The organism is Cellulosimicrobium cellulans (genome assembly GCF_024124905.1).
Classification (GTDB): domain Bacteria; phylum Actinomycetota; class Actinomycetes; order Actinomycetales; family Cellulomonadaceae; genus Cellulosimicrobium; species Cellulosimicrobium cellulans_G.
In genome coordinates this window covers 1,065,883-1,092,164 of sequence record NZ_JAMXST010000001.1, presented here as the reverse complement: position 1 = coordinate 1,092,164, position 26,282 = coordinate 1,065,883, and the positions used below count along the sequence as shown (strand labels likewise).

At 72.8% G+C, this 26,282-nt stretch carries 22 protein-coding genes and 1 rRNA gene; 18 read left to right on the top strand and 5 right to left on the bottom strand.

Annotated elements, in window-relative coordinates; translation table 11 throughout:
* From rrf to pucL, 8 genes are all read left to right on the top strand, one after another.
* Nucleotides 1-99: ribosomal RNA gene (gene rrf, locus NHH00_RS04990) — 5S ribosomal RNA — on the top strand; the annotation flags it as partial.
* Between the two features lie 1,258 nt (nt 100-1,357).
* Nucleotides 1,358-1,654 carry an Asp-tRNA(Asn)/Glu-tRNA(Gln) amidotransferase subunit GatC gene (gatC, locus tag NHH00_RS04985; protein WP_253050666.1) on the top strand — a complete coding sequence of 99 codons (297 nt, stop codon included), beginning with the start codon at nt 1,358-1,360 and terminating at the stop codon, nt 1,652-1,654.
* Between the two features lies 1 nt (nt 1,655).
* A complete protein-coding gene (gene gatA / locus NHH00_RS04980) occupies nt 1,656-3,197 on the top strand; it encodes an Asp-tRNA(Asn)/Glu-tRNA(Gln) amidotransferase subunit GatA (RefSeq protein WP_253050664.1) in 1,542 nt (513 codons plus the stop codon).
* Nucleotides 3,194-4,699: an Asp-tRNA(Asn)/Glu-tRNA(Gln) amidotransferase subunit GatB gene (gatB, locus tag NHH00_RS04975; RefSeq protein ID WP_253050662.1), complete on the top strand. Its 1,506-nt coding sequence runs from the start codon at nt 3,194-3,196 to the stop codon at nt 4,697-4,699. The genes gatA and gatB overlap by 4 nt, the downstream gene beginning before the upstream one ends.
* 4 nt (nt 4,700-4,703) lie before the next feature.
* Nucleotides 4,704-5,309 carry a GNAT family N-acetyltransferase gene (locus tag NHH00_RS04970; protein ID WP_253050660.1) on the top strand — a complete coding sequence of 202 codons (606 nt, stop codon included), beginning with the start codon at nt 4,704-4,706 and terminating at the stop codon, nt 5,307-5,309.
* Nucleotides 5,310-5,663: 354 nt separating this feature from the next.
* Complete coding sequence (gene uraD, locus NHH00_RS04965; protein WP_253050658.1) at nt 5,664-6,161, top strand: 2-oxo-4-hydroxy-4-carboxy-5-ureidoimidazoline decarboxylase; 498 nt, start codon at nt 5,664-5,666, stop codon at nt 6,159-6,161.
* Nucleotides 6,158-6,526 carry a hydroxyisourate hydrolase gene (gene uraH / locus NHH00_RS04960; RefSeq protein ID WP_253050656.1) on the top strand — a complete coding sequence of 123 codons (369 nt, stop codon included), beginning with the start codon at nt 6,158-6,160 and terminating at the stop codon, nt 6,524-6,526. The genes uraD and uraH overlap by 4 nt, the downstream gene beginning before the upstream one ends.
* Before the next feature lies 1 nt (nt 6,527).
* The gene (gene pucL, locus NHH00_RS04955; RefSeq protein ID WP_253050653.1) at nt 6,528-7,469 is read left to right on the top strand and encodes a factor-independent urate hydroxylase; all 942 of its coding nucleotides are present in this window, start codon (nt 6,528-6,530) and stop codon (nt 7,467-7,469) included.
* 91 nt (nt 7,470-7,560) lie between these two features.
* On the opposite strand, the gene NHH00_RS04950 is transcribed toward pucL, so the two are convergent.
* Nucleotides 7,561-8,373: an IclR family transcriptional regulator gene (locus tag NHH00_RS04950; protein WP_253050650.1), complete on the bottom strand. Its 813-nt coding sequence runs from the start codon at nt 8,371-8,373 to the stop codon at nt 7,561-7,563.
* A 129-nt stretch (nt 8,374-8,502) separates the two neighbouring features.
* On the opposite strand from NHH00_RS04950, the gene NHH00_RS04945 reads away from it, so the two are divergent.
* From NHH00_RS04945 to allB, 8 genes are all read left to right on the top strand, one after another.
* On the top strand, nt 8,503-9,999 hold the full coding sequence (locus NHH00_RS04945) for an NAD-dependent malic enzyme (protein ID WP_253050648.1): 1,497 nt from the start codon (nt 8,503-8,505) through the stop codon (nt 9,997-9,999).
* A gap of 42 nt (nt 10,000-10,041) precedes the next feature.
* Nucleotides 10,042-11,688, top strand: coding sequence for a malate synthase A (gene aceB / locus NHH00_RS04940; RefSeq protein ID WP_253050646.1), 1,647 nt, complete (start codon nt 10,042-10,044; stop codon nt 11,686-11,688).
* Nucleotides 11,688-13,058 (top strand): DUF6986 family protein, encoded by a 1,371-nt coding sequence (locus NHH00_RS04935; protein WP_253050644.1) that lies wholly within the window; start codon nt 11,688-11,690, stop codon nt 13,056-13,058. Before aceB ends, NHH00_RS04935 begins: the two co-directional genes overlap by 1 nt.
* 96 nt (nt 13,059-13,154) lie before the next feature.
* Nucleotides 13,155-13,985, top strand: a complete 831-nt coding sequence (locus tag NHH00_RS04930) for a bifunctional allantoicase/(S)-ureidoglycine aminohydrolase (RefSeq protein WP_253050642.1) — start codon at nt 13,155-13,157, stop codon at nt 13,983-13,985.
* 201 nt (nt 13,986-14,186) lie between these two features.
* A complete protein-coding gene (locus NHH00_RS04925; RefSeq protein ID WP_253050641.1) occupies nt 14,187-14,993 on the top strand; it encodes a hydroxypyruvate isomerase family protein in 807 nt (268 codons plus the stop codon).
* A 64-nt stretch (nt 14,994-15,057) separates the two neighbouring features.
* The gene (locus NHH00_RS04920; RefSeq protein ID WP_253050640.1) at nt 15,058-15,942 is read left to right on the top strand and encodes a 2-hydroxy-3-oxopropionate reductase; all 885 of its coding nucleotides are present in this window, start codon (nt 15,058-15,060) and stop codon (nt 15,940-15,942) included.
* Nucleotides 15,943-15,986: 44 nt separating this feature from the next.
* Nucleotides 15,987-17,762 (top strand): glyoxylate carboligase, encoded by a 1,776-nt coding sequence (gene gcl, locus NHH00_RS04915; protein ID WP_253050638.1) that lies wholly within the window; start codon nt 15,987-15,989, stop codon nt 17,760-17,762.
* Between the two features lie 97 nt (nt 17,763-17,859).
* On the top strand, nt 17,860-19,218 hold the full coding sequence (gene allB, locus NHH00_RS04910) for an allantoinase AllB (RefSeq protein WP_253050636.1): 1,359 nt from the start codon (nt 17,860-17,862) through the stop codon (nt 19,216-19,218).
* A 115-nt stretch (nt 19,219-19,333) separates the two neighbouring features.
* On the opposite strand, the gene NHH00_RS04905 is transcribed toward allB, so the two are convergent.
* The 3 genes from NHH00_RS04905 to NHH00_RS04895 all read right to left on the bottom strand — a co-directional run bounded on the left by NHH00_RS04905 (nt 19,334) and on the right by NHH00_RS04895 (nt 21,678).
* Nucleotides 19,334-19,822, bottom strand: coding sequence for an SRPBCC family protein (locus NHH00_RS04905; RefSeq protein WP_253050634.1), 489 nt, complete (start codon nt 19,820-19,822; stop codon nt 19,334-19,336).
* Nucleotides 19,819-20,187, bottom strand: a complete 369-nt coding sequence (locus tag NHH00_RS04900) for an ArsR/SmtB family transcription factor (RefSeq protein ID WP_308202261.1) — start codon at nt 20,185-20,187, stop codon at nt 19,819-19,821. The genes NHH00_RS04905 and NHH00_RS04900 overlap by 4 nt, the downstream gene beginning before the upstream one ends.
* Nucleotides 20,188-20,298: 111 nt before the next feature.
* Nucleotides 20,299-21,678 (bottom strand): cryptochrome/photolyase family protein, encoded by a 1,380-nt coding sequence (locus NHH00_RS04895; protein ID WP_253050632.1) that lies wholly within the window; start codon nt 21,676-21,678, stop codon nt 20,299-20,301.
* A 52-nt stretch (nt 21,679-21,730) separates the two neighbouring features.
* On the opposite strand from NHH00_RS04895, the gene NHH00_RS04890 reads away from it, so the two are divergent.
* Entirely contained in the window at nt 21,731-23,341 is a 1,611-nt protein-coding gene (locus NHH00_RS04890; protein WP_253050630.1) for a peptide MFS transporter, read from the top strand.
* An 88-nt stretch (nt 23,342-23,429) separates the two neighbouring features.
* Here the strand turns inward: NHH00_RS04890 and NHH00_RS04885 are convergent, their stop codons facing one another.
* Nucleotides 23,430-24,035, bottom strand: coding sequence for a DoxX family protein (locus NHH00_RS04885; protein ID WP_253050628.1), 606 nt, complete (start codon nt 24,033-24,035; stop codon nt 23,430-23,432).
* 307 nt (nt 24,036-24,342) lie between these two features.
* Here NHH00_RS04885 and ilvD point away from each other — a divergent pair, with 307 nt between their 5' ends.
* A complete protein-coding gene (gene ilvD, locus NHH00_RS04880) occupies nt 24,343-26,208 on the top strand; it encodes a dihydroxy-acid dehydratase (protein WP_253050626.1) in 1,866 nt (621 codons plus the stop codon).
* Nucleotides 26,209-26,282: the final 74 nt, after the last annotated feature.

The following is a 26,282-nucleotide window of genomic DNA, read 5'->3' as shown; positions in this document are numbered from 1 at the left end:
GGGGAAACGCCCGGTCCCATACCGAACCCGGAAGCTAAGCCCTTCAGCGCCGATGGTACTGCCCTGGAGACGGGGTGGGAGAGTAGGACGCCGCCGGACAACCCTTCACCGAAGGCCCACCCCACACGGGGTGGGCCTTCGGCATTTCCAGACCCCAACACGCCCAAGGACCGAACCCCACTCCCGCAAGACAGAACCCGGCCACGCCAGGTAGAGCCACGGTCACGCGAGGTAGAGCCCTGGTCGGTCGAGGTAGAGCCCTGGTCGCTCCAGGTAGAGCCCTGGTAGCGCGAGGTAGAGCCCTGGTTCTTCTGTGTTCGACGGCGTGTGGTTGCTTGGGGTGGTCGGGGTGGGTGGTGGTGCCGCGTCTTCCATCCGCCGCTCGTTCCTCGCGGCTCCCGCCAGGCCCGACCACGACGCGGCACCACCACCCACCCCGCCCGACGTCGTCTCGCCTTCGTCGTCGCTCACCTGGGCGACCGCCCGCGGTGCCGGTGTCGCCGGCACGTTCCCGCCGCTGCGTACGCATGCCGCGTGAAGCCGCAGCAGGTCCGCGCGGCGCACGCTGCATTCGGCGAGTTGCGGTGGCGCCGCTGGTGCCCGACGTCGGGCCAGGGCTGTGGTCGCGACACGGTCGCCAGTCAACCCGGTCGTCGCGACCTTCGTGCGCCGAATCCCGGCGAGGCCACACCGGGTTTGTCGCGAGGCCTCCGCGAGCAGGCGGTCTCGGTTCGTCTTGGGTTTCTGAAGCGCCATGGTCGCCTGGTCGGACTGCTAGGACCGCCTGGTCGGCTGGTCGGGCTGCCAGGACCGCCTGGTTGGCTGGTCCCCGGGCCATCGTGGGCCGACGGCCGAGCGGTGGGGGTGGGCTCGGAGGCGTAGGGGCGTCAGAGCGGCGCTTCCAGGGCCCACGGCCGGAGGGCCGGGGCGACGGCGCCGCAGACCCGAGCATCGAGCCCGCCCGCACCGCGCAGCCGACTCGCGGCCCCGAGCACCGCGGCCCGAGCATGGCGGACCCGGCTCGCAGACTCGGCCCCGGCGGGCCCGAGGCCGAGCAGCACCGCGGAGCGGGCTCCGCGAGCATGAATCCGGACCACGGATCTATCTCGCATGACCATGGCTCTGCCTCGCGCGACTATGGCTCTACCTCGCGTGACCATGGCTCTGCCTCGCGCGTCCATGGCTCTACCTCGCGCGTCCACTGTTCTGTCTCGCGTGACCGTGGGTCCATCTCGGGGCCGCGGTCGGGCCTCGTGCGGCTGGGCTCTCTTTGGCGGGGCGGGCTCGGTCGCGCCCGTGTGGCGGGAGGGCTGGGGGCGCGGTGGGCAGGGCGTCGGGCCCCACTAGAATGGCGACCATGTCCACCATCTCCCGTGACGAGGTCGCGCGCGTCGCCGCGCTGGCCCGCATCGATCTGCGACCCGAGGAGCTGGACCGGCTCTCCGGCGAGCTCGACGTGATCGTCGACGCCATCGCCAAGGTCAGCGAGGTCGCGACGCCCGACGTCCCCGCGACGAGCCACCCGCTCCCGATGACCAACGTCTTCCGGGACGACGTCCCCGAGCCGCCGCTGCCGGTCGAGGACGTCCTCGCCGCGGCGCCGTCGGCCGAGGACGGGCGCTTCGCCGTCCCGCAGATCCTCGGGGAGGAGTGAGATGAGCGAGGACCTGACCAGGCTGTCCGCCGCGGAGCTGGCGGAGGGGCTGACCGCCCGGGACTTCTCGAGCGTCGAGGCGACGCAGGCGCACCTGGACCGGATCGCCGCGGTCGACGGTGCGGTGAACGCGTTCCTGCACGTGAACGCGGAGGAGGCGCTCGCGACGGCGCGCTCCGTCGACGAGCGGCGCGTGGCCGGTGAGGAGCTGCACCCGCTGGCGGGCGTGCCGATCGCCGTGAAGGACGTCGTCGTCACGAAGGGCATGCCCACGACGGCCGGCTCGAAGATCCTCGAGGGGTGGGTGCCGCCGTACGACGCGACGCTTGTCGAGAAGATCCGTGCCGCCGGGCTGCCGATCCTCGGCAAGACGAACATGGACGAGTTCGCGATGGGCTCGTCGACCGAGCACTCGGCCTTCGGCAACACGCGCAACCCGTGGGACCTCGACCGGATCCCCGGTGGTTCGGGTGGCGGTTCCGCGGCGGCGGTCGCCGCGTTCGAGGCGCCGCTCGCGATCGGCACGGACACGGGTGGCTCGATCCGCCAGCCGGGTGCCGTCACCGGCACCGTCGGCGTGAAGCCCACGTACGGCGGCGTCTCGCGCTACGGCCTCATCGCGATGGCGTCGTCGCTGGACCAGGCCGGCCCCGTCACGCGCACCGTGCTCGACTCCGCGCTGCTCCACGAGCTCATCGGCGGCTACGACCCGCGTGACTCGACGTCGATCCCCGGTCGTGGGCCGGCGCTCGTCGACGCCGCGGTCCAGGGTGCGACGGGCGACCTCTCGGGAGTGCGCGTCGGCGTCGTCAAGGAGCTCAACGGCGAGGGCTACCAGGAGGGCGTGAGCGCGCGGTTCGCGCAGTCGCTCGACCTCCTGCGCGGCCTGGGCGCGGAGATCGTCGAGGTGTCCTGCCCGCACTTCGAGTACGCGCTCGGCGCGTACTACCTGATCATGCCGTCGGAGGCGTCGAGCAACCTCGCGAAGTTCGACGGGATGCGCTTCGGCCTGCGCGTGGAGCCCGAGGAGGGCCCCGTGACCGCAGAGCGCGTCATGGCCGCGACGCGCGGCGCCGGGTTCGGCGACGAGGTGAAGCGCCGCATCATCCTCGGCACGTACGCCCTGTCGGCGGGCTACTACGACGCCTACTACGGCAGCGCGCAGAAGGTCCGCACGCTCATCCAGCGCGACTTCGCCGCGGCCTTCGAGCAGGCGGACGTGCTCGTCTCGCCGACGGCGCCGACCACGGCGTTCCGGTTCGGCGAGAAGCTCGACGACCCGCTCGCGATGTACCTCAACGACGTCGCGACCATCCCCGCGAACCTCGCGGGGGTCCCGGGGATGTCGGTGCCGTCGGGCCTGTCGGACGACGGCCTGCCCGTCGGGTTCCAGATCCTCGCGCCGGCCAAGGCGGACGACCGCATGTACCGGGTGGGTGCCGCGCTCGAGTCCGCGCTCCTCACCGCGTGGGGCGGGCCGCTGCTCGACCGTGCTCCGGCGCTGCCCACGGCCACCATCGAGAAGGAAGGCCAGGTCGGATGACCGCCACGACCGTCGACCTCGTCGACTACGCCGACGCCACGCGCCGCTACGACCCCGTCATCGGGATCGAGGTGCACGTCGAGCTCGGCACGCTGACCAAGATGTTCTGCCCCGCCGAGGTGAGCTTCGGCGCCGAGCCGAACACCCAGGTCACCCCGGTCTCGCTCGGGCTGCCGGGCGCGCTGCCGGTCGTCAACGGCAAGGCCGTCGAGTACGCGATCCGCATCGGCCTCGCGCTGAACTGCCAGATCGCCGAGACCTGCCGGTTCGCGCGCAAGAACTACTTCTACCCGGACGTCCCGAAGAACTTCCAGACGTCGCAGTACGACGAGCCCATCGCGTACGACGGGTGGATCGACGTCGAACTCGAGGACGGGACCGTGTTCCGCGTCGAGATCGAGCGCGCGCACATGGAGGAGGACGCCGGCAAGAACACCCACGTGGGTGGCGCGACCGGTCGCATCCACGGTGCCGAGTACTCGCTCGTCGACTACAACCGTGCCGGCATCCCGCTCGTGGAGATCGTCACGCGGCCGATCACGGGTGCGGGCGACCGGGCCCCCGAGGTCGCGCGCGCGTACGTGCAGACGCTGCGCGACATCTTCCGGGCCCTCGACGTGTCCGAGGCGCGCATGGAGCGCGGCAACGTCCGCGCGGACGTGAACCTGTCGCTGCGTCCGACGCCCGAGTCGCCGCTCGGCACCCGGACGGAGACGAAGAACGTCAACTCCTTCCGCTCCGTGGAGCGCGCGGTCCGGTACGAGATCTCGCGCCAGGCCGCCGTCCTCGACGCGGGTGGCACGGTGATCCAGGAGACGCGGCACTGGCACGAGGACACCGGCATCACGACGTCGGGGCGCGTCAAGTCCGACGCCGAGGACTACCGGTACTTCCCGGAGCCCGATCTGGTCCCCGTCGCGCCGCCGCGCGAGTGGGTCGAGGAGATCCGCGTCGCGCTGCCGGAGCTTCCGGTCGCGCGCCGCCGTCGGCTGCAGGGCGAGTGGGGCTACGCGGACGCGGAGATGCGGGACGTCGTCAACGCGGGTGCGACCGACCTCATCGAGGCGACGGTCGCGGCCGGGACGAGCCCGGCCGGTGCGCGCAAGTGGTGGATGGGCGAGCTCGCCCGTCGCGCGAAGCAGGACGAGGTCGCGCTCGAGCAGCTTCCCGTGACGCCTGCGCAGGTCGCGGCGCTGCAGGGGCTCGTCGACGCGGGCAGGATCAACGACAAGCTCGCGCGCCAGGTCCTCGACGGCGTCCTCGCCGGCGAGGGGGAGCCGGAGGACGTCGTCACGGCGCGCGGCCTGGAGGTCGTGTCGGACGACGGCGCGCTCCTGGCCGCGATCGACGAGGCGCTGGCCGCGCAGCCGGACGTCGTCGAGAAGGTGCGGGGCGGCAATCTCGGGCCCGTCGGCGCGATCATCGGTGCGGTCATGAAGGCGACCCGCGGCCAGGCGGACGCCGGTCGTGTGCGCGAGCTCATCCTCGAGCGGATCGGCTGACGCCGTGACGCGCGGACCGGTCCTGCTCGGGGAGATGGTGCGACTGCGCCCGATCGAGGCGCGGGACGCCGACCGCATGTGGGAGTCGTTGCAGGACCCGGAGTCGAACCGGCTCACGGGGACGACGGCGACGTTCACCCGCGACCAGATCGACACGTGGTCGGCGACGATCAGCGACCGTGAGGGCCGGTACGACTGGGCCATCACGGCGGGCGCCGTGCGCGACGGTCAGCCCGTGAGCGACGAGATGATCGGCGAGATCGTGCTCAACGACCTCGACGAGGACGCCCGCTCGGCGAACCTGCGCCTCGCGCTGCTCCCGAACTACCGGGGCCGTGGCTACGGCCGGGAGGCGATCTTCGAGGTGCTGCGGTTCGCGTTCGAGGGCGCGACCGACGTCGACGGGAACCGGCACGAAGGTCCGCGCCTGCACCGCGTGAGCCTGGACGTGCTGAGCATCAACCCGCGCGCGCAGATGCTCTACGAGTCGCTGGGCTTCCGCGAGGAGGGCCGGTTGCGCGACGTCTACCGCGACGGCGACGGCTGGGCCGACGCCACCGTCATGAGCATCCTCGAGGACGAGTTCCGGGCGGGACTCGGTACGTCCTGAGCGGCGGGAGACCACGCGTCCGACCGACCGGAGGGCCCGGCAGCAGCTGCTGCCGGGCCCTTCGTCGTCTCCGGGGGAGGCCGCGACCCGGTCTGTCTCGTCCCGGCCGACTCCGCGAGCCGGTCCGTGTCGTCCCTCGGCGGAGAGTCCGTGTCGCGTGAGCGGAGGTCGCACCTGCCGCCTCGGAGCGACGTGCGGTGACCCCGGCGGCGGGGGACCGTGGTTGACATGACGGAGCCGTCCGACGTACATTCATAAGACGGAAACAAACTTCCGAGATGTGGAATGACATCGTAGAGGCCAGGTCAGGTCGGGCACCGCCGACCGGCCGGACGTCGAGAGGGACACGCAGCGATGACGCTGGACGAGTTCAACCGGTTGTCGCCGTCGGCGGCGCGCGACGCGCTCCTCGCGTGCGCGCACGTGACGCGCTGGGCCGACGCCGTCGCCGACGGGCGCCCCTACGCGACCGTCGAGGACGCGGCCGAGGCCGCCCTCGCGGCGGCCGACCCGTGGACGGACGACGAGGTCGACGCGGCGCTCTCCCGCCACCCCCGGATCGGGGAGCGTGCGCAGGGGGACGCCGCGGACGCGAGCATGTCGCGGTCCGAGCAGTCCGGCGTCGACACCTCCGACGACGACGTGACGCGTCGGCTCGCCGACGGCAACCGCGCGTACGAGGAGCGGTTCGGGCACGTGTTCCTCATCCGGGCCGCCGGACGCAGCGCCGAGGAGATCCTCGAGCAGCTCACCGAGCGGCGCGGCAACGACGCCGAGACCGAGCGGGCGAACGCCGCCCGCAACCTGCGCGAGATCGCCGCGCTGCGGCTGAAGGGAATGCTGACACCATGAGCACCCACGCCAGCCACATCACCACGCACGTACTCGACGCGGCCAGCGGTAGGCCCGCCGAGGGGATCGCCGTCCGCCTGGAGGCGGCTCCGGAGATCGCGGACAGGACGACGGGGCAGGGCTGGTCCCTGGTGGCGTCCTCCCGCACGAACGACGACGGTCGCGTGCCCCAGCTCGGGCCCGAGACCCTCGTCCCCGGTACGTACCGGCTCGTGTTCGACACGGGCGAGTACTTCGACCGGCGAGACACCGTGTCCTTCTACCCGGAGGTCGTCATCGTCTTCCGGGTGGCGAGCGCTGAGCAGCACTACCACGTCCCCGTCCTGCTCAGCCCGTTCGCCTACTCGACCTATCGAGGGAGCTGACATGAGCACCACCACCACGACCGCCGCGCAGCCGGCGGCCACGCAGAGCAGCGGGGCCATCGTCCTGGGCGACAACCAGTGGGGCAAGGCGGAGGTGCGCCTCGTGCGCGTCGACCGCGCCACGCCTCGCCACGAGATCACGGACCTCAACGTCTCCTCGCAGCTGCGGGGCGGGCAGGAGGCCACGCACCTGGAGGGCGACAACTCCAAGTGCGTCGCCACCGACACGCAGAAGAACACGATCTACGCGTTCGCCCGCGACGGCGTCGGCGCGATCGAGGACTTCGCGATCCGCCTCGGCCGGCACTTCGTCGAGGACTTCGAGTGGATCGAAGGCGGCCGCTGGGAGATCGAGCAGTACTCCTGGAACCGCATCGAGACCGCGGACGGCGAGCACGACCACGCGTTCGTCCGGAACAACCAGGAGACGCGCACGACCGTCGTCCAGCGCGACGGCGACGAGGTCTTCGTCGTCTCGGGCCTCACGGACCTCGTCGTGCTCAAGTCGACGGGCTCGGAGTTCCACGGGTTCCCGCGCGATCGCTACACGACCCTCGTGGAGACGAACGACCGCATCCTCGCGACGTCGGTCACGTCGCGCTGGCGCTACACGACGACGGACGTCGACTTCGACGCCGTGTACGCGAAGGTCCGCGCGATCCAGCTCGAGGCGTTCGCGACGACCCACTCGCTCGCGCTGCAGCAGACGCTGTTCGCGATGGGCAAGGCGGTCCTGGAGGCCGTCCCGGAGATCGCCGAGATCAAGTTCTCGATGCCGAACAAGCACCACTTCCTCGTGGACCTGGCGCCGTTCGGCCTCGACAACCCCAACGAGGTCTTCTACGCGGCCGACCGCCCGTACGGGCTCATCGAGGCGACGGTGCAGCGCGAGGGCGAGCCGGCCGAGCCGCGCGCCTGGGCGACCGTCACCGGGTTCTGCTGAGCCGACCGTGACGGACGGACGCGCCCTGCCCGACCGCGGAGCACCCGCGGTCCGGCAGGGCGCGCCCGGCCCGTCGCACCCCGGCGCCGCCTCAGGGCGCCGCGGTGATGAGCTCGCGCGTGAGCTCGTTCGCGACGCGGTGCAGCACCGGCACGGCTCGCTCCCCGAACTCGTACGTCACGCGGGCCGCGGGGCCCGAGACGGACAGGGCGGTGGGGGTCGGGGCGTCGGGCACCGCGACGGCGAAGCAGCGCACGCCGAGCTCCTGCTCGCCGTCGTCGATCGCGTAGCCGCGGTCGCGCGTGGCGGCGAGCTCGGCGAGGAGCGCGTCGACGTCGGTGATCGACTGGTCCGTCGCGGGCGGCATGCCCACGCGGCCCATGATCTCCCGCACCGTCTGGTCGGGGAGCTGGGCGAGCACCGCCTTGCCGACGCCCGTGCAGTGCGTGTAGACGCGCCGGCCGACCTCGGTGAACATCCGCATCGAGTGGCTCGACGACGCCTGGGCGACGTAGACCGCCATGTCGCGGTCGATCATCGCGAGGTTCGCCGACTCGCCGAGGTCGTGGGCGAGCCGCTCGAGGTAGGGACGGGCGCCGGCGCCGAGCTGGCGCCCGGCCGACTCGCCGAGCCGGATGAGGCGCGGGCCGAGCGTGTACCGGCGCGACGGCGTCTGGCGCACGTAGCCCTGCGCGAGCAGCGTGCGCAGCAGCCGGTGGATCGTCGGCAGGGGGAGGCCGGCGTGCTGCGCGAGCTCGCTGAGCCCGGACTCGCCGCCGAAGTCGGCGAGCAGCTCGAGCAGCTCGATCGCCCGGTCGACCGACTGCACGCCCCCGGACGCCTTCGCCGGGCGCACGCCCGGGGCGGTCTCCGTCGGCTCCGTCGCCGCCGAGGTCTCGGCCATCTCACCATCTCCTGTCCACCAGGTGCCGCCCGACGGCGGGCGCACCTCGCCTGAGCAGTGCGGGACCGTCCCGCGCTCCCTTCCGCATCACGGAAGACACGCATCAGCATACGAGAAGAAGGAACGAACATGACGTCCGAGACGAAGGCCCCGGAGACGCAGGCCACGACGGCGAAGGCCGCGGCGACCAGCCCGAGCTACTCCATCACGCTGCGCGTCGAGGCCCCGAGCGGGCACCGCACTGCGAGCGACCTCGTCGCCGCCGTGAGCGCGACGGGCGCCGCGATCACGGGCGTCGACGTCTCGGAGTCGGGCGCGGACCGCCTCGTCGTCGACGTCACGGCGGACACCGTGGACGCCGCGCACGTCGAGCAGATCCGCGACGCGCTCGGGGCGCTCGACGGCATCACCGTCCGCCACGTGAGCGACGCGACGTTCCTCATGCACCTCGGCGGCAAGCTCGAGGTCAACCCCAAGGTCCCCCTGCGCCACCGCGCCGACCTCGCCCGCGCCTACACGCCCGGCGTGGCGCGCGTGTGCCTCGCCATCGCCGAGCGCCCCGAGGACGCGCGCCGTCTGACGGTCAAGCGCAACACCGTCGCGGTCGTGACGGACGGCACCGCCGTCCTCGGCCTGGGTGACATCGGCCCGGCCGCCGCGCTCCCGGTCATGGAGGGCAAGGCGGCGCTCTTCAAGCAGTTCGCGGGCGTCGACGCCTGGCCGGTCTGCCTGGACACGACCGACACCGAGGAGATCATCCGCACCGTCAAGGCGATCGCGCCCGTGTACGGCGGGATCAACCTCGAGGACATCTCCGCGCCGCGCTGCTTCGAGATCGAGCGCCGCCTGCGCGAGGAGCTCGACATCCCCGTGTTCCACGACGACCAGCACGGCACCGCGATCGTCGTGCTCGCCGCGCTGACGAACGCGCTGCGCGTCGCGGGCAAGCGGATCGAGGACGTGCGCATCGTCGTCTCGGGCGTCGGCGCCGCGGGCAACGCGATCATCTCGCTGCTCCAGGGTCAGGGCGCGCGCCGCATCGTCGCGTTCGACCGGCACGGCGCGATCCACCCGGGTGCGAACCTCACCGACGAGCACCGCCGTCGCCTCGCCGAGACGACCAACGCCGAGGGCTTCACGGGCACGCTGCGCGAGGGCCTCGCGGGAGCCGACGTGTTCATCGGCGTCTCCGGCCCCAACATCCTCACGGGGGACGACGTCGCGACGATGGCCGACGACGCGATCGTCTTCGCGCTCGCGAACCCGACGCCCGAGGTCGACCCCATCGCCGCCGCGCAGCACGCGACCGTCGTCGCGACGGGACGCAGCGACTACCCGAACCAGATCAACAACGTGCTCGCGTTCCCGGGCCTGTTCCGCGGCCTGCTCGACGTCGGCGCGAGCGAGATCTCGGACGAGATGCTCCGCGCCGCGGCCGTCGCGATCGCGGACGCCGTCGCGCCCGAGGAGCTCAGCGCGAGCTACATCGTGCCGAGCGTGTTCGAGCCCGCGGTCTCCAAGGCGGTCGCGCGCGCCGTCGCCGAGGTCGCGGAGCGCGCCCGTGCGGAGCAGGCTCAGGAGAGCACCACGTCGGGTCACCACGTCGGGTCGGCGCCCCGGTCCTGACGCACCGTCGTCAGCCCGGCCGCCCCGCAGAAAGGACACACCATGACCACCACCACGGCCGTCGCCGTCCACGGACCCGCCGTCGAGCGGTCCGACGAGATCCTCACGCCCGACGCGCTCGACTTCGTCGCCGACCTGCAGCGGCGCTTCGGCGCCCGCCGCGACGAGCTGCTCGCCGCGCGCGCCGCGCGACGCGAGGAGGTCGCCCGCACGGGGCGCCTCGACTTCCTGCCCGAGACCGCCGACGTGCGCGCGGGGGACTGGACGGTCGCGGGCGCGCCCGTCGACCTCCAGGACCGCCGCGTCGAGATCACGGGGCCGCCGACGCCCAAGATGGCGATCAACGCTCTCAACTCGGGCGCGAAGGTCTGGCTCGCGGACCTCGAGGACGCGTCGACGCCGCACTGGAGCAACGTCGTCGGGGGTCAGGTCGCCCTGCACGACGCGACGCGCCGCACGCTCGCGTTCACGTCGCCCGAGGGCAAGCAGTACGCGCTGCGCCCGGAGACCGACGGCGACCCGCTCGCCGTCATGGTCGTGCGACCGCGCGGGTGGCACTTCGACGAGGTGCACCTCACCGTGGACGGGACGCCCGCGGTGGGTGCGCTCGTCGACTTCGGGCTGCACTTCTTCCACAACGCCGCGGAGCTCCTGGCCCGCGGGTCGGGACCGTACTACTACCTGCCCAAGATGGAGTCGCACCTCGAGGCGCGCCTGTGGGACGACGTCTTCTCGCACGCCGAGGAGTCCCTCGGGATCCCGCACGGGACGATCCGCGCGACGGTCCTCATCGAGACGATCCCGGCCGCGTTCGAGATGGACGAGATCCTCTACGAGCTGCGCGACCACGCGTCGGGCCTCAACGCGGGCCGCTGGGACTACCTGTTCTCCGTCATCAAGTACTTCCGCGACTCGGGCCCGTCGTTCACGCTCCCGGACCGCGGCGCGATCACGATGACCGCACCGTTCATGCGCGCGTACACCGAGCTGCTCGTCCAGACGTGCCACAAGCGCGGCGCCTTCGCGATGGGCGGCATGGCGGCCGTCATCCCGAACCGCCGCGAGCCCGAGGTCACGGCCCAGGCGTTCGACAAGGTGCGCGCGGACAAGCAGCGCGAGGCGGGGGACGGGTTCGACGGCTCGTGGGTCGCGCACCCGGACCTCGTGCCCGTGTGCCGCGAGGTGTTCGACGGCGTGCTCGGCGAGCGGCCCAACCAGCTCGACAAGCAGCGCCCTGAGGTCCACGTCACGGCCGACCAGCTCCTCGACGTGTCGTCGGCGCAGGGCGACGTCACCGAGGCCGGGCTGCGCAACAACCTCTACGTGTCCGTCGCGTACGTCGCGGCGTGGCTCGCGGGCAACGGCGCGGTCGCGATCCACAACCTCATGGAGGACGCCGCGACCGCGGAGATCTCGCGCTCGCAGGTGTGGCAGTGGGTGCGCTCGGGCGCGTCGTTCACCGCGGGCGAGAGCGCGGGCACGACGGTCACCGCGGACCTGGTCCGCACGCTCCTGCGCGAGGAGACCGCCCGGCTGCGCGACGACGTCGGGCACGAGGCCTACGACGCCGGGCCGTACGACCGGGCGGCGGCGCTCGTCGAGGACATCGCGCTCAACGAGCACTACGTCGACTTCCTCACGCTGCCCGCGTACGAGGACGTCGTCGCGCACGAGCAGGACGCCTCCTGATGCCGGCGGGGTTCCCGGAGGGAGCGGGCGAGGAGTCCAGGAGCGCCTTCAGCGAGCAGGGGATCGACGCGCTGCACGCGACGCTCGACGGCCTGCTCGCCCCGTGGGACGCGGAGCTCGACGCGCGGTACCCGGGCGACGACGGCTCGCGCCAGCCCGTGCACACCGTCTACGTGCCGGGTGACCGGTACACCGCGGGCCTCGTGCCCGAGTGGGCGGCCCGGGCGCGCGAGGCGGTCGACGCGGCGGGCGGCGGCGCCGACGGCGTACGTCGGCTCGTCGACCTGCTGGGGATCGGCGCGGGGTCCGGGGACGGTCTCGCCGACGCCGTGGCCGAGCGCGTGCGCACCAAGCTCGCCGTCGAGGCGATCGAGGACCTGCGGATCGACTTCGAGGACGGGTTCGGCGACCGCGGCGACGCGGCCGAGGACGCCGCCGTCACGGCGGCGGCGCGCGAGCTCGCGCGGGCCGAGGCGCAGGGCACGGCGACGCCGTTCTCCGGCATCCGGATCAAGTGCCTCGAGGCCGCCACACGCCGGCGCGGGGTGCGCACGCTCGCGCTGTTCGTGGCCGAGCTCGTCGCGGCCCGCGCCGCGCACGGGCACGCAGGGCTGCCCGACGGGTTCGTCGTCACGCTCGCCAAGGTCACCGCGCCGCAGCAGGTCGAGGCGATGGCGGTCGCGTGCGAGCGCGTCGAGCAGGCGAACGGCCTCGGACCGGGCAGCCTGCGGTTCGAGGTGCAGGTCGAGACGCCGCAGGCGCTGCTCGCGGCGGACGGCACGGCCACCGTGGCGCGGCTCGTGCACGCCGCGCCCGGACGTGTCACCGCGCTGCACTACGGCACGTACGACTACTCGGCGTCGCTCGGCATCGCCGCGGCCTACCAGTCGATGGAGCACCCGGCGGCCGACCACGCGAAGTCCGTCATGCAGCTCGCCGTCGCGGGCACGGGCGTGCGGCTCTCCGACGGCTCGACGAACGTGCTGCCGGTCGGTGACCCTCAGGCCGTCGACGCCGCGTGGCGCCTCCACGGGCGGCTCGTGCGCCGGTCGCTCGAACGCGGCTACTACCAGGGCTGGGACCTGCACCCGGCGCAGCTCCCGAGCCGGTTCGCGGCGACGTACGCGTTCTATCGCGAGGGCGCGGCGTCGGCGCTCGCGCGCCTCGCCGCGTACGTCGGGTTCGTGCCCGACGCCGGTGGCGTGCTCGACGAGCCCGCCACGGCCAAGGCGATGGCCTGGTTCCTCGGGCGCGGCGTCGACTGCGGCGCGCTCACCGAGGCCGAGGTCCGCGCCGCGACCGGCCTCGACCGCTCCGGGCTCGACGCCGTCCGCGTCTCGGGCCACGCCCCGCAGCCCGTCGCGGGCTGACGACCCACGCCCTCCGCGCCCTCACCCACCCCGCCCCCGTCCAGCCCACCGCGACCGACCGACGTCGGCCGGGCCACCATCCCGAGGAGTGAACCGATGACCCAGACCACCCCCTACTACACCCCGCAGGGTGGCCTGCCCGGCCAGACCGAGCTGCTCACCGACCGCGCGATCGTCACCGAGGCGTACACGGTGATCCCGCGCGGCGTGCTGCGCGACATCGTCACGAGCAACCTGCCGGGCTGGGAGAAGACCCGGTTGTGGGTGCTCGCCCGACCGATCGAGGGGTTCGCGACGACGTTCGCGCAGTACGTCATGGAGGTCTCGCCCGGCGGCGGGTCGGACCAGGGCGAGGACGAGGAGACCGTGCAGTCCGTCGTCTTCGTCACGGAGGGCATGCTCGTGCTCACGCTCGCCGGGGTCGAGCACGTGCTGGAGCCCGGCGGGTACGCGTACCTCGCGGCGGGGGAGCGGTGGGCGCTGCACAACCGCTCGGACGCCAAGGCCGCGTTCCAGTGGATCCGCAAGGTGTACGAGCCGATCCCGGGCCACACCGCGACGTCGTTCGTCACGCGCGAGCAGGACGTCGAGCCGCGCGCGATGCCGGACACGGACGGCGTGTGGGTGACGACGCGGTTCGTCGACCCCGACGACCTCGCGCACGACATGCACGTGAACATCGTGACGTTCCAGCCGGGCGGGTCCATCCCGTTCGCGGAGACGCACATCATGGAGCACGGCCTGTACGTGCTCGAGGGCAAGGCCGTCTACCGTCTCAACGGCGACTGGGTCGAGGTGCAGGAGGGCGACTTCATGTGGCTCCGGGCGTTCTGCCCGCAGGCCTGCTACGCGGGCGGCCCCAAGCCGTTCCGCTACCTGCTCTACAAGGACGTCAACCGGCAGGTCAAGCTCGACCGTCGCCGCTGACGCGACACCTGACGAGGGCACGACGAGGGCCCGGTTCCGCACGCGGAACCGGGCCCTTTCCATGCCCGCCACGGGACGGGGTGACGCAGCGGCTGTTGACGCTCCGCGGCGAGCGTGCCTACACTTCCATACAGCAGAAGAAAAGTTCCGCAGAATGGAATCGCAACGCAGCGAGACGCGGACGGACCCAGGGAGACGACGATGAGCCCCGCACCGACGTACACCGTCAACTGCTCGATCCTGCTCACGGACCTGCCGCTGCTCGAGCGGCCGGCCGCCGCCGCGGCGGCGGGGTTCCGGGGCGTCGAGTTCTGGTGGCCGTTCGCGTCGCCCACGCCCGCCCGCGACGAGGTGGACGCGTTCGTCGGCGCGATCGAGGCGGCGGGCGTGCAGCTCACGGGCCTGAACTTCGACGCCGGGAACATGCCCGGCGGCGACCGCGGCCTCGTGTCGTGGCCCGCGCGGTCGTCCGACCTGCGCGCGAACCTCGACGTCGTCACCGCGATCGGCGAGCGCACCGGCTGCCGCGCGTTCAACGCGCTCTACGGCAACCGCCAGGAGGGCGAGACGCCCGAGGCGCAGGACGCGCTCGGCGCCGAGAACCTCGCGCTCGCGGCGCGGGCCGTCGGGCGCATCGGCGGCACGGTGCTCGTCGAGCCCGTGAGCGGCGCGCCCGCGTACCCGCTGACGACGGCGGCCGACGCCGTGCGCGTCATCGACCGGGTCGCCGCCGACCACGGCGAGACGAACCTCGGTCTCCTGTTCGACGTCTACCACCTGGCCGTGAACGGCGACGACGTCGACGCGGCCCTGTCGACGTACCGCGGCCGCATCGCGCACGTGCAGATCGCGGACGCGCCCGGTCGCGGCGAGCCCGGCACGGGCGACCTGCCGATCGAGCGCTGGACCAAGGACCTGCGCGCCGGCGGCTACGACGGCTGGATCGGCCTCGAGTACAAGACCGCGGCCGCCGACCCGTTCGCGTGGCTCCCCGCCGCCGAGCGCTGACGCGACCTCCGGCCGTCCGCCGGCCGCATCGACCCCCGACCTGAACCACCCAGAGGAGCACACCATGGCCTCCATCGCCTTCATCGGACTCGGCATCATGGGCAGCCCCATGGCCGTCCACCTGCAGAACGCCGGGCACGACGTCGCGGGCTACAACCGGAGCCCCGAGAAGACCGCGCCGCTCGTCGAGGCGGGCGGTCGCTCGGCCGAGTCGGTCGCCGACGCGGTCTCGGGCGCCGACGTCGTCGCGATCATGGTCCCGGACTCGCCCGACGTGGAGGCGGTGCTCACCGGCGACGACGGCGTCCTCGCGAACGCGAAGCCCGGCGCGCTCGTCGTCGACTTCTCCTCGATCCGCCCGGACGTCACGGTCGCGCTCGCGCAGCAGGCGAAGGACGCGGGCCTGCGGATCGTCGACGCCCCCGTCTCGGGCGGCGAGCCGGGCGCGATCAACGCCGCGCTGTCGATCATGGTGGGCGGCACGCCCGAGGACTTCGAGGCGGCCAAGCCGTTCCTCGACGTCGTCGGCAAGACGGTCGTGCACGTGGGCCCGAACGGCTCCGGCCAGACGGTCAAGGCCGCGAACCAGCTCATCGTCGCCGCGAACATCCAGGCGCTCGCCGAGGCGGTCGTCTTCCTCGAGGCCTACGGCGTCGACACCGAGGCCGCGATCGAGGTGCTCGGCGGCGGGCTCGCCGGCTCGGCCGTCCTGAACCAGAAGGCGCGCAAGATGCTCGACCGCGACTTCGGCCCCGGCTTCCGGATCGAGCTCCACCACAAGGACCTCGGCATCGTGACCGCCGCGGCCCGCGAGGCGGGCGTCGTCGCGCCGCTCGGCGGCCTCGTCGCCCAGCTCATGGCCTCCGCGCGCGCCAACGGCGACGGTGGCCTCGACCACTCCGGCCTGTTCCGCGGCGTCGAGCGCCTGTCCGGCCGCGACGGCTCCTGACCTTCCCCCTGACGACGACGTCACCTCCAGCAAGGAGAGAAACCATGCCTCGTATGCGTGCGGTGGACGCCGCAGTGGCGATCCTCGAGATCGAGGGCGCGACCCAGGCCTTCGGCCTGCCCGGCGCCGCAATCAACCCCTTCTACTCCGCCATGCGCGCGCACGGCGGCATCGACCACGTGCTCGCCCGTCACGTCGAGGGCGCGTCGCACATGGCCGACGGCTACTCCCGCGCGAAGCCGGGGAACATCGGCATCTGCATCGGCACGTCGGGCCCCGCGGGCACCGACATGATCACCGGCCTCTACGCCGCGTGGGCCGACTCGATCCCGATGCTCTGCATCACGGGCCAGGCGCCGGTCGCCAAGCTCGACAAGGAGGACTTCCAGGCCGTCGACATCGCGAGCATCGCCGCGCCGGTGACGAAGATGGCCAAGACCGTCCTCGAGGCGGGCCAGGTGCCGCAGGTGTTCCAGCAGGCGTTCCACCTCATGCGCTCGGGCCGCCCGGGGCCGGTGCTCATCGACCTGCCGATCGACGTGCAGCTCACGGAGATCGAGTTCGACCCGGCGACGTACCAGCCGCTGCCCGTGCACCGCCCGACGGCGACGCGCGCGCAGGCCGAGAAGGCGATCGACCTGCTCCTGGCGGCCGAGCGACCCCTGCTGATCGCGGGCGGCGGCATCGTCAACGCGGGCGGCGAGGACCTGCTCGTCGAGCTCGCCGAGACCCTGGGCGTCCCGGTGATCCCGACCCTCATGGGCTGGGGCGTCATCCCGGACGACCACGCGCTCATGGCCGGCATGGCCGGCCTCCAGACGTCGCACCGCTACGGCAACGCGAACCTGCTCGCCTCGGACTTCGTGCTCGGGATCGGCAACCGCTGGGCCAACCGCCACACGGGGGGCCTCGACACGTACCGCGAGGGTCGGACGTTCGTCCACGTGGACATCGAGCCGACGCAGATCGGTCGCGTGTTCGCACCCGACTACGGCATCGTGTCCGACGCGAAGGCGGCCCTCGAGCTGTTCGTCGAGGTCGCGCGCGAGCGCCGCGACGCGGGGCAGGCACGCGACTACTCCGGCTGGGCCGCCGAGTGCTCCGAGCGCAAGCGCACGCTGCAGCGCAAGACGCACTTCACCGAGATCCCCATCAAGCCGCAGCGCGTGTACGAGGAGATGAACAAGGCGTTCGGGCCCGAGACCCGCTACGTCACGACGATCGGGCTCTCGCAGATCGCGGGCGCGCAGTTCCTCCACGTGTACAAGCCGCGCCACTGGATCAACGCGGGCCAGGCGGGTCCGCTCGGCTGGACCGGGCCGGCGGCGCTCGGCGTCGCGAAGGCCGCGCCGGACGAGCCGGTCGTCGCGCTCTCGGGCGACTACGACTTCCAGTTCATGATCGAGGAGCTCGCGGTGGGCGCGCAGTTCAACCTGCCGTACGTGCACGTGGTCGTGAACAACTCCTACCTCGGCCTCATCCGGCAGTCGCAGCGGGCGTTCGACATGGACTACCACGTCCAGCTCTCGTTCGAGAACGTCAACTCGCCCGAGCTGGGCGGCTACGGCGTCGACCACGTCAAGGTGGCCGAGGGCCTGGGCTGCAAGGCGATCCGCGTGACCGACCCCGAGGGGCTCGGCGAGGCGTTCGCGAAGGCGCAGGCCATGGCGGCGGAGTTCCGCGTGCCGGTCGTGGTCGAGGTCATCCTCGAGCGCGTCACGAACATCGCCATGGGCGTCGAGCTCACGGGCGTGAACGAGTTCGAGGACCTCGCGATCTCGGCCGAGGACGCGCCGACCGCCGTCGCGCTCCTCGACTGAGACGCCCACCGCCGAGGTGGAACGCCGGTACGGCGAGAGGGAGCGCTGGTACCGCGAGGCAGAACCCTGGTCACGACCCGGAGCGAAGGAGGACGGGATGAGCACGACGGTCCCGCAGGAGCACGAGTACGACCTCGTCGTGCGCGGCGAGCGCGTGCTCGTCGCCGGCGGCGAGCACCCGCGCGAGGTGGGCGTCGTCGGGGGAGTGGTCCGCGCGATCGAGCCGCTCGGCGCCGGGCTCGACGGCGCGCGCGTCGTCGAGCTGGGGCCGCACCAGGTGCTGGTCCCCGGCCTCGTCGACACGCACGTGCACGTCAACGAGCCCGGGCGCACCGAGTGGGAGGGGTTCGCGTCCGCGACGCGGGCCGCCGCCGCGGGCGGGGTGACGACGATCGTCGACATGCCGCTCAACTCGATCCCGCCGACGGTCGACGTCGCGGCGCTCGAGACCAAGCAGAAGGTCGCGCGCGACCAGGCGTTCGTCGACGTCGGGTTCTGGGGCGGCGCCGTGCCCGGCAACGCGGACGAGCTGCGGCCCCTGTGGGACGCGGGCGTGTTCGGGTTCAAGTGCTTCCTGCTGCACTCGGGGGTCGAGGAGTTCGGGTACCTCGAGCCCGACGAGCTCGAGGCGGACCTGCGCGTCCTCGCCGACTTCGACGGGCTGATGCTCGTGCACGCCGAGGACTCGCGCGCCATCGAGCACGCGCCCACGCCGCACGGCGACCACTACGACACGTTCCTCGCGTCGCGCCCGCGCGGCGCGGAGAACGTCGCGATCGCGGCGGTGATCGAGGCGGCCCGCTGGACGGGCGCGCGCGCCCACGTGCTGCACCTGTCGAGCTCCGACGCGCTGCCGATGATCCGCAGCGCGAAGCGCGAGGGCGTACGGATCACGGTCGAGACCTGCCCGCACTACCTGGCGCTCGCGGCCGAGGAGATCCCCGACGGCGCGACGCAGTTCAAGTGCTGCCCGCCCATCCGAGAGATCGACAACCGCGAGCTGCTGTGGGAGGGGCTGGTCGACGGCACGATCGACTGCGTCGTGTCCGACCACTCGCCGAGCACCCTCGACCTCAAGGACCTCGACACGGGCGACTTCGGGACGGCGTGGGGCGGCGTCTCGTCGCTCCAGCTCGGGCTCGCGATCGTGTGGACCGAGGCCCGGACGCGCGGCGTGCCGTTCGCGCGCGTCGTCGAGTGGATGTCGTCGCGCCCGGCCGGCATCGCGGGGCTCCGGCGCAAGGGCTCGATCGCGCTCGGCTTCGACGCCGACCTCGCGATCGTCGAGCCGGACACGGCGTTCGTCGTCGACCCGACGGCCCTGCACCACAAGAACCCCATCACGCCGTACGCCGACCGCGCGCTCTCGGGCGCCGTCGTCGCGACGTACCTGCGGGGCGAGGAGATCACCTTCGACCGCCCCACGGGTCGCCTCCTCGCGCGCGGCGAGGCGTGACGCGCTGAGACTCCCGTGCCCGGCCGCGGGGGCCGGGCACGGGGAACCACCTGACCCGCACACGACGAGGGGCGGCACCGCTGGTGAGTGCCGCCCCGTCGTCGCGCGGGTCGGGTCAGGACTCGGCGAGGAGCTCGTCGAGCTGCTCGTAGCCCTCGCGGACGCCGACCTCCATGCCGCTCGCGACGAAGCTGTCGCGACCCTCGATCGAGTCGACGAGCGACGTCGCGGTGAGGCGGCTGCGGCCGTCGGGCAGGTCCTCGAACACGAGACGGTCGAGCGAGACGCCGTCGGGAAAGCCCTCGAACGTGAACGTCTGGACGATGAGCTCGTCCGGGCGCACCTCGTGGACGCTGCCGAAGAACGCGTACTCGTTGCCGTCGGGGTCCACCTGGACGTAGCGGTAGGCGCCGCCCGTGCGCACGTCCCAGTGCTCGTTGCGCTGGGTGAGGTAGCGCGGGCCGTTCCAGCGCGCGAACAGCTCGGGGTCGAGGTGGGCACGGAAGACCTTCGCCGCGGGCGCGTCGAACTCGCGCACGATGCGGACGATCGGGAGGTCCTCCGGGACGACGATCTCGGTCTCGTGGGTGCCGGTGGTGGTCATGATCCTGCTCCTGTCGTCGGGTCGTTCGGGGGCGCGGCCGGCCGGTCGGGCAGGTCGCGCAGGACGTCGTCGAGGCGGCGGTAGCGGTCCTCCGCCTCACGCCGGTATCGCTCGATCCACTTGGTCATGAGGTCGAAGACCTCCGCCTCGAGGTGCACGGGGGCGCGTCGGGCGTCCGTCGTGCGGGTCACCAGGCCGGAGTCCTCGAGCACGCGCAGGTGCTTGGACACCGCCTGGACGGACATGTCGTACGGCCGGGCGAGCTCGCCGACGCTGGCGTCGCCCGACGCGAGCCGGGCCACCATGTCGCGGCGCGTGGGGTCGGCGAGCGCCGAGAACACGCGCGAGAGCGGGTCGGCCGTCACGGGACCTCCTCGTGGGGCGCCGGGTGCGGCGTCCCGTTCATCAACTGTTCGGTTGACGACGACGCTACGCCTCGCGCCCGCGGTCGTCAACCCCTTGGTTGATAAATGATCTCAGTGCCGTCGGGCGCGCTCGAAGTCGTCGAGCGCGACCCGCCGCTCCACGGCGTGGTCGACGATCCGCTCGGGGTACTCCGCGGGTCGCTCCCGCAGCCTCCAGGGCTCGTGGACGGCCCGGCCCTCCACGCCGCGGAGCTCCGGCACCCAGCGCCGCACGTAGTCCCCGTCGGGGTCGAACGTCCTGCCCTGGGTCACCGGGTTGAAGATGCGGAAGTACGGTGCGGCGTCGCGCCCCGTGCCGGCGACCCACTGCCAGTTGAGCTGGTTCTGCGACACGTCGCCGTCGGCCAGGTGCGCCATGAAGTGCGCCGCGCCGCGCTGCCACCGCACGTGCAGGTCCTTGACGAGGAACGACGCGACGACCATCCGCACGCGGTTGTGCACCCATGCCTCGCCGAGGAGCTGGCGCATGCCGGCGTCGACGAGCGGGTACCCGGTGCGCCCGGCCGCCCAGGCCGCGAGGAGCCGGTCCTCCTCCGCGCCGGTCGCCCACGCGTCGTCGGGCACGACCGTGCGCAGCGACCGCCGCGCCGCCCCGGGGTGGTGGAACAGGACGTCCGCGTGGAACTCGCGCCACGCGAGCTCGGAGCGGTAGGCGAGCGCGTCGTCGGACGGCGCGAGCCCGTCGTGCAGCGCGCTCCGCACGTCGGCGAGAAGGGTGCGCGGGTGGAGCTCGCCCCACTTGAGCGGGACGGACATGCCCGACGTCGCCGCCCGGTCCGGGCGGTCGCGCTCGGTCGCGTAGCCCGCGAGGTGGTCCACGAGGAAGTCGCGCCACCGGCGGCGCGCGGCCGCCTCGCCCGCGGCGGGCAGGCGCGCGTCCGTCCCGGGGTCGTCGGGGACGCCGTCGGACCGCAGCGAGGCCCACGGCGCGTCGCGGGGCCGCGGCACCGGGTCGCGCCAGCCGTGCGCGACCCACGCCTCGCGGAACGGCGTGAAGACCTGGAAGGGCGTCCCGGTGCGCGTGAGCACGCGCCCGGGCGCGACGGCGTACGGCGAGCCCGTGCGCACGAGGCGCGCCCCGGCGTCGGTCAGCGCCTGCGCGACCGCCTCGTCCCGCGCGACACCGTAGGGCTCGAACGAGGCCGCGACGTGCACCTCGCCGGCGCCCACCTCGCGTGCGAGCGCGGGGACGACGGCCCGCGGGTCTCCGCGCCGCACGACCAGCCGCCCGTCCGTCGCGGCGTCGAGCGCCGCGAGGCTCCGGGCGAGGTACGCGCGGCGCGGTGCGCCCGCGGAGCCCCACAGATGCGGGTCGAGGACGTAGAGCGCGACGACGTCGTCGCCCGCGTCCCGAGCGGCCTCCACCGCGGCGACGAGGGCCGGGTTGTCGGCGAGGCGCAGGTCGCGGCGGCACCACCAGATCGTCGGCACCCGGTCACGCTAACGGTCGCCTGCCGCGCACGCCGGTGGGAGCATCGAACGCATGGCGACGCGGGGTGGCGGCGGCGAACGCGAGTTCGAGGTCGAGCCGGACCCGGGTGCACCACCCGGCCCGGGCGCCGTCGCGCGCCCGGCGGGCTCAGCAGCCGGTCCGGGACCCGCGGCCGGCGCGATCGAGGGGGACCACGCGTTCTTCGGCCACCCGCGCGGCCTGCTGACGCTCTTCACCACGGAGCTGTGGGAGCGGTTCAGCTACTACGGGATGCGCGCGATCCTGCTGTTCTACCTCACGGACTCCGTGGCGAACGGCGGGCTCGGGATCGGCGAGACGACCGGTCTGGCGCTCGTCTCGATCTACGGCACGAGCGTCTACCTGCTCTCCGTCGTGGGCGGGTGGCTCGCGGACCGCGTGATCGGCTCGCGTCGCTCGGTCCTGTACGGCGGGATCGTCATCGCCGCGGGGCACGTGAGCCTCACGGTCCCGGGCGCGGGCTTCTCGATGGCGGGCATCGCGATGGTCGCGCTCGGGACGGGTCTGCTCAAGCCCAACGTGTCGTCCATGGTCGGCGAGCTCTACGCGCGCGACGACCCGCGGCGCGACTCGGGCTTCTCCATCTTCTACATGGGCATCAACCTCGGGTCGTTCATCGCGCCGTTCCTCGTCGGGGCCGCGCGCGCCTGGGGCGGGTACCACGCCGGGTTCGCGGTGGCGGCGGTCGGCATGGCCGTCGCGCTCGTGTTCTTCGTCGCGGGCCGCCGCTACCTCGGCGAGGCGGGCGCGCACGTGCCCAACCCCGTGCGCCCCGAGGAGCGGGCGACGATCGCGCGCGTCTTCCTGCTCATCGCCGCGGGCGTCGTGCTCGTGGGGCTGATCGCGGTCCTGGTGGCCGGCGGCTTCGACATCTCGACGTTCATCGACACGATGTCCTACCTGGCGTTCCTCGCGCCGATCGCGTACTTCGTCGTCATGTACCGCTCGCCGCGCGTGACCGACGCCGAGCGCCCGCGCGTCATCGCCTACATCCCGCTGTTCGTCGCGGCGATGCTCTTCTGGATGATCTTCGAGCAGGCGGCCACGACGCTCTCCGCGTTCGCGAAGGACCGGACCGACCTCACCTTCTTCGGCGTCGGCATCAGTCCCGAGTTCTTCCAGTCGGTCAACCCGCTGTCGATCATCGTCCTCGCGCCGGTGTTCGCGTGGATCTGGATCAAGACCGGGGACCGCCCGACGACGGCCAACAAGTTCGCCATCGGTCTCACCCTCGCGTCGGTGTCGTTCCTCTTCCTCGCCGTCGCGTCCGCGGTCGTCGGCGACGGCAAGGCCCCGTCCTGGGTGCTCGTGCTCGTGTACGTGATCCAGACGCTGGGGGAGCTGTGCCTGTCTCCCGTCGGCCTCGCGGCGACGACGCTGCTGGCGCCGAAGGCGTTCCGGTCCCAGGCGATGGCGCTCTGGTTCCTCGCACCCGCGGCGGGTCAGGCCATCACGGCGCAGGTCGTGCAGGTCACCGAGGGGGCGTCCGACACCGCGTACTTCGGGGGTATCGGCGCCGTGACGCTCGTGTTCGCGATCGCGCTGTTCGCGCTGGCCCCGTGGGTCACGCGGCACGTCCGCCACGCCGACGAGCTCGAGGGCGCGCACACGGCCGGCGCCTGACGGCGCTCGGTCGGCCACGCGCCGGGGCCGTGGCCGCGCGAGGCCGCGCCGTTGCGACCTCGCGCGGTCCCGGCCGGGCGGGCCGCCGTCAGCGCAGCCAGGGCGACCGGCGGACGAGGGGCAGCGCGGCCCAGCGGCGGCCGAGCCCCCAGGTGTCGCCCGCGAGCGTCGTCGCGAGGACGACGAGGAGCAGCACCACGAGGACGTGCTGGTCGACGACCGGGTTGTTCGACCCGGCCGCGAGCGGCCACTGCGACAGCCAGAGCATGCCGAAGAGCAGGGCGCCGCTCACCGCGGCCACCCGCAGGCCGATCCCGAGCAGGAGCGCGAGGCCGACGCCGAGCAGACCGAGCATGAAGAGCCAGTCCGTGACGGGGCCGGCCATCGCGGTGAAGGTGCCCGCGAGCGGGCCCTGGACCCCGTGCTCGAGGTACCCCTGGGCCGGGGCGGCACCCGCGAGCCACGCGCGGTCGCGCGGCGTCGCGTACCCGAGGCCGAGGAGCTTGTCGGCGAACGGCCAGAGGAACACGACCGCGGCGCCGAGTCGGGCGAGCGCGAGGGCGTGCCGGGCGGGGGAGCGCGTGACGACGTCGTCCTGGGTGACGGGAGCGGTCGTCGCGGTGGCGGCGGCGCGCGCGGCGGTCTGGGAGGCGCCGCCGGGCGGTGAGGTCGTGCGTGCGGTGGACGTGGACATGAGGTGCCCCCTCGGGAACGGGATCTGAGGATCGGGTCGGTGCCGGGACCTGACCTGCCGCCGCTCTCCGTCGAGGCGTCGCCGAGGTCCCCGGCCGTGCCGTGCCCGTCCACGGTGGCAGGGTGCCCTGCGGCGGTTCAACCCTTACGTAACGTTTAGGTGGAGATCCCTCAGGGGGTAGGGACTCCGCGTACGTAGCCCGACGACCACGAGACGGACGCCCGGTTCGTCCGGTCCCCGACAGGCGTAATGTGACCCGGCGGCCGGAGGATCGGCCGCGGCCACCCGTCGAAGGAGCTGAACCGACATGAGCCGCCCCCTGCGCTCCCGGACGTCCACCCACGGCCGCAACATGGCCGGCGCGCGCGCTCTCTGGCGCGCGACCGGCATGGGCTCGGAGGACTTCGGCAAGCCGATCATCGCGATCGCGAACTCGTACACGCAGTTCGTCCCCGGCCACGTCCACCTCAAGGACATGGGCGACCTCGTCGCGTCGGCGATCCGCGAGGCCGGTGGCGTCTCCAAGGAGTTCAACACGATCGCCGTCGACGACGGCATCGCGATGGGCCACGGCGGCATGCTCTACTCGCTGCCGAGCCGCGACCTCATCGCCGACTCGGTCGAGTACATGGTCAACGCGCACTGCGCCGACGCGCTCGTGTGCATCTCGAACTGCGACAAGATCACGCCCGGCATGCTCAACGCCGCGCTGCGGCTCAACATCCCGGTGATCTTCGTGTCCGGCGGCCCCATGGAGGCGGGCAAGGCGGTCGTCGCCGACGGCGTCGCCAAGACCCACCTCAACCTCGTCAACGCGATCAACTACTCGGCGGACGACGACGTGTCCGACGCCGCGCTCGCGCAGGTCGAGGAGAACGCGTGCCCCACGTGCGGGTCGTGCTCGGGCATGTTCACCGCGAACTCGATGAACTGCCTCACCGAGGCGCTCGGCCTGTCGCTCCCGGGCAACGGCTCGACCCTCGCGACGCACGCCGCGCGCAAGGAGCTGTTCCTCGAGGCCGGCCGCACGATCGTCGACCTCGCCAAGCGCTACTACGAGGACGAGGACGACTCGGTCGCGCCGCGCTCGATCGCGACCAAGGCCGCGTTCTCCAACGCCATGGCGCTCGACGTCGCGATGGGCGGCTCGACGAACACCGTGCTGCACATCCTCGCCGCGGCTCAGGAGGGCGAGGTCGACTTCGACCTCACCGACATCGAGCGGATCAGCCGCCAGGTGCCGTGCCTGTCCAAGGTCGCGCCGAACCACCCGAACTTCCACATGGAGGACGTTCACCGCGCCGGCGGCATCCCCGCCCTCCTGGGCGAGCTCGACCGCGCGGGCCTGCTCGACCACGACGTCACGAGCGTCCACACCCCGACGCTGCGCGAGTGGCTCGACGACTGGGACGTCCGGGGCGGCAAGGCGACCGACCGCGCGATCGAGCTGTTCCACGCGGCACCCGGGGGAGTGCGCACCACGCAGGCGTTCTCGACGTCGAACCGCTGGGAGTCGCTCGACACCGACGCGGCCGAGGGCTGCATCCGCGACCTCGAGCACGCGTACACCGTCGAGGGCGGCCTCGCCGTGCTTCGCGGCAACCTCGCCGAGGACGGCGCCGTGTTCAAGACCGCCGGGGTCGACCCGGACGTCTTCCACTTCGTCGGCAAGGCGCTCGTCTGCGAGTCGCAGGACGAGGCGGTCGAGAAGATCCTCACCAAGCAGGTCGAGCCGGGGCACGTCGTCGTCGTGCGCTACGAGGGCCCCGCGGGCGGCCCGGGCATGCAGGAGATGCTGTACCCGACGTCGTTCATCAAGGGCCGCGGCCTCGGCAAGGTGACCGCGCTCATCACCGACGGCCGCTTCTCCGGCGGGTCGTCGGGCATCTCCGTCGGCCACGTCTCGCCCGAGGCCGCCGCGGGCGGCGTCATCGGCCTCGTCGAGGACGGCGACGAGATCGAGATCGACGTCGACACGCGCCTCATCCGCCTCAACGTCCCGGACGAGGTGATCGCCGAGCGCCGCGCCAAGATGGAGGCGCGGGAGAACCCGTGGCAGCCGGTCGACCGCGACCGCTACGTCTCGCCCGCGCTCCAGGCGTACGCCGCGATGGCGACCTCCGCCGACCGCGGCGCCGTCCGCGACGTGTCGCTCATCAAGCGCAGCCGCTGATCCCGACGACGACGGGCCCGCACCTCGCGAGGTGCGGGCCCGTCGTCGTGCCGGGGGCGTGCGTCCGCGGCGGG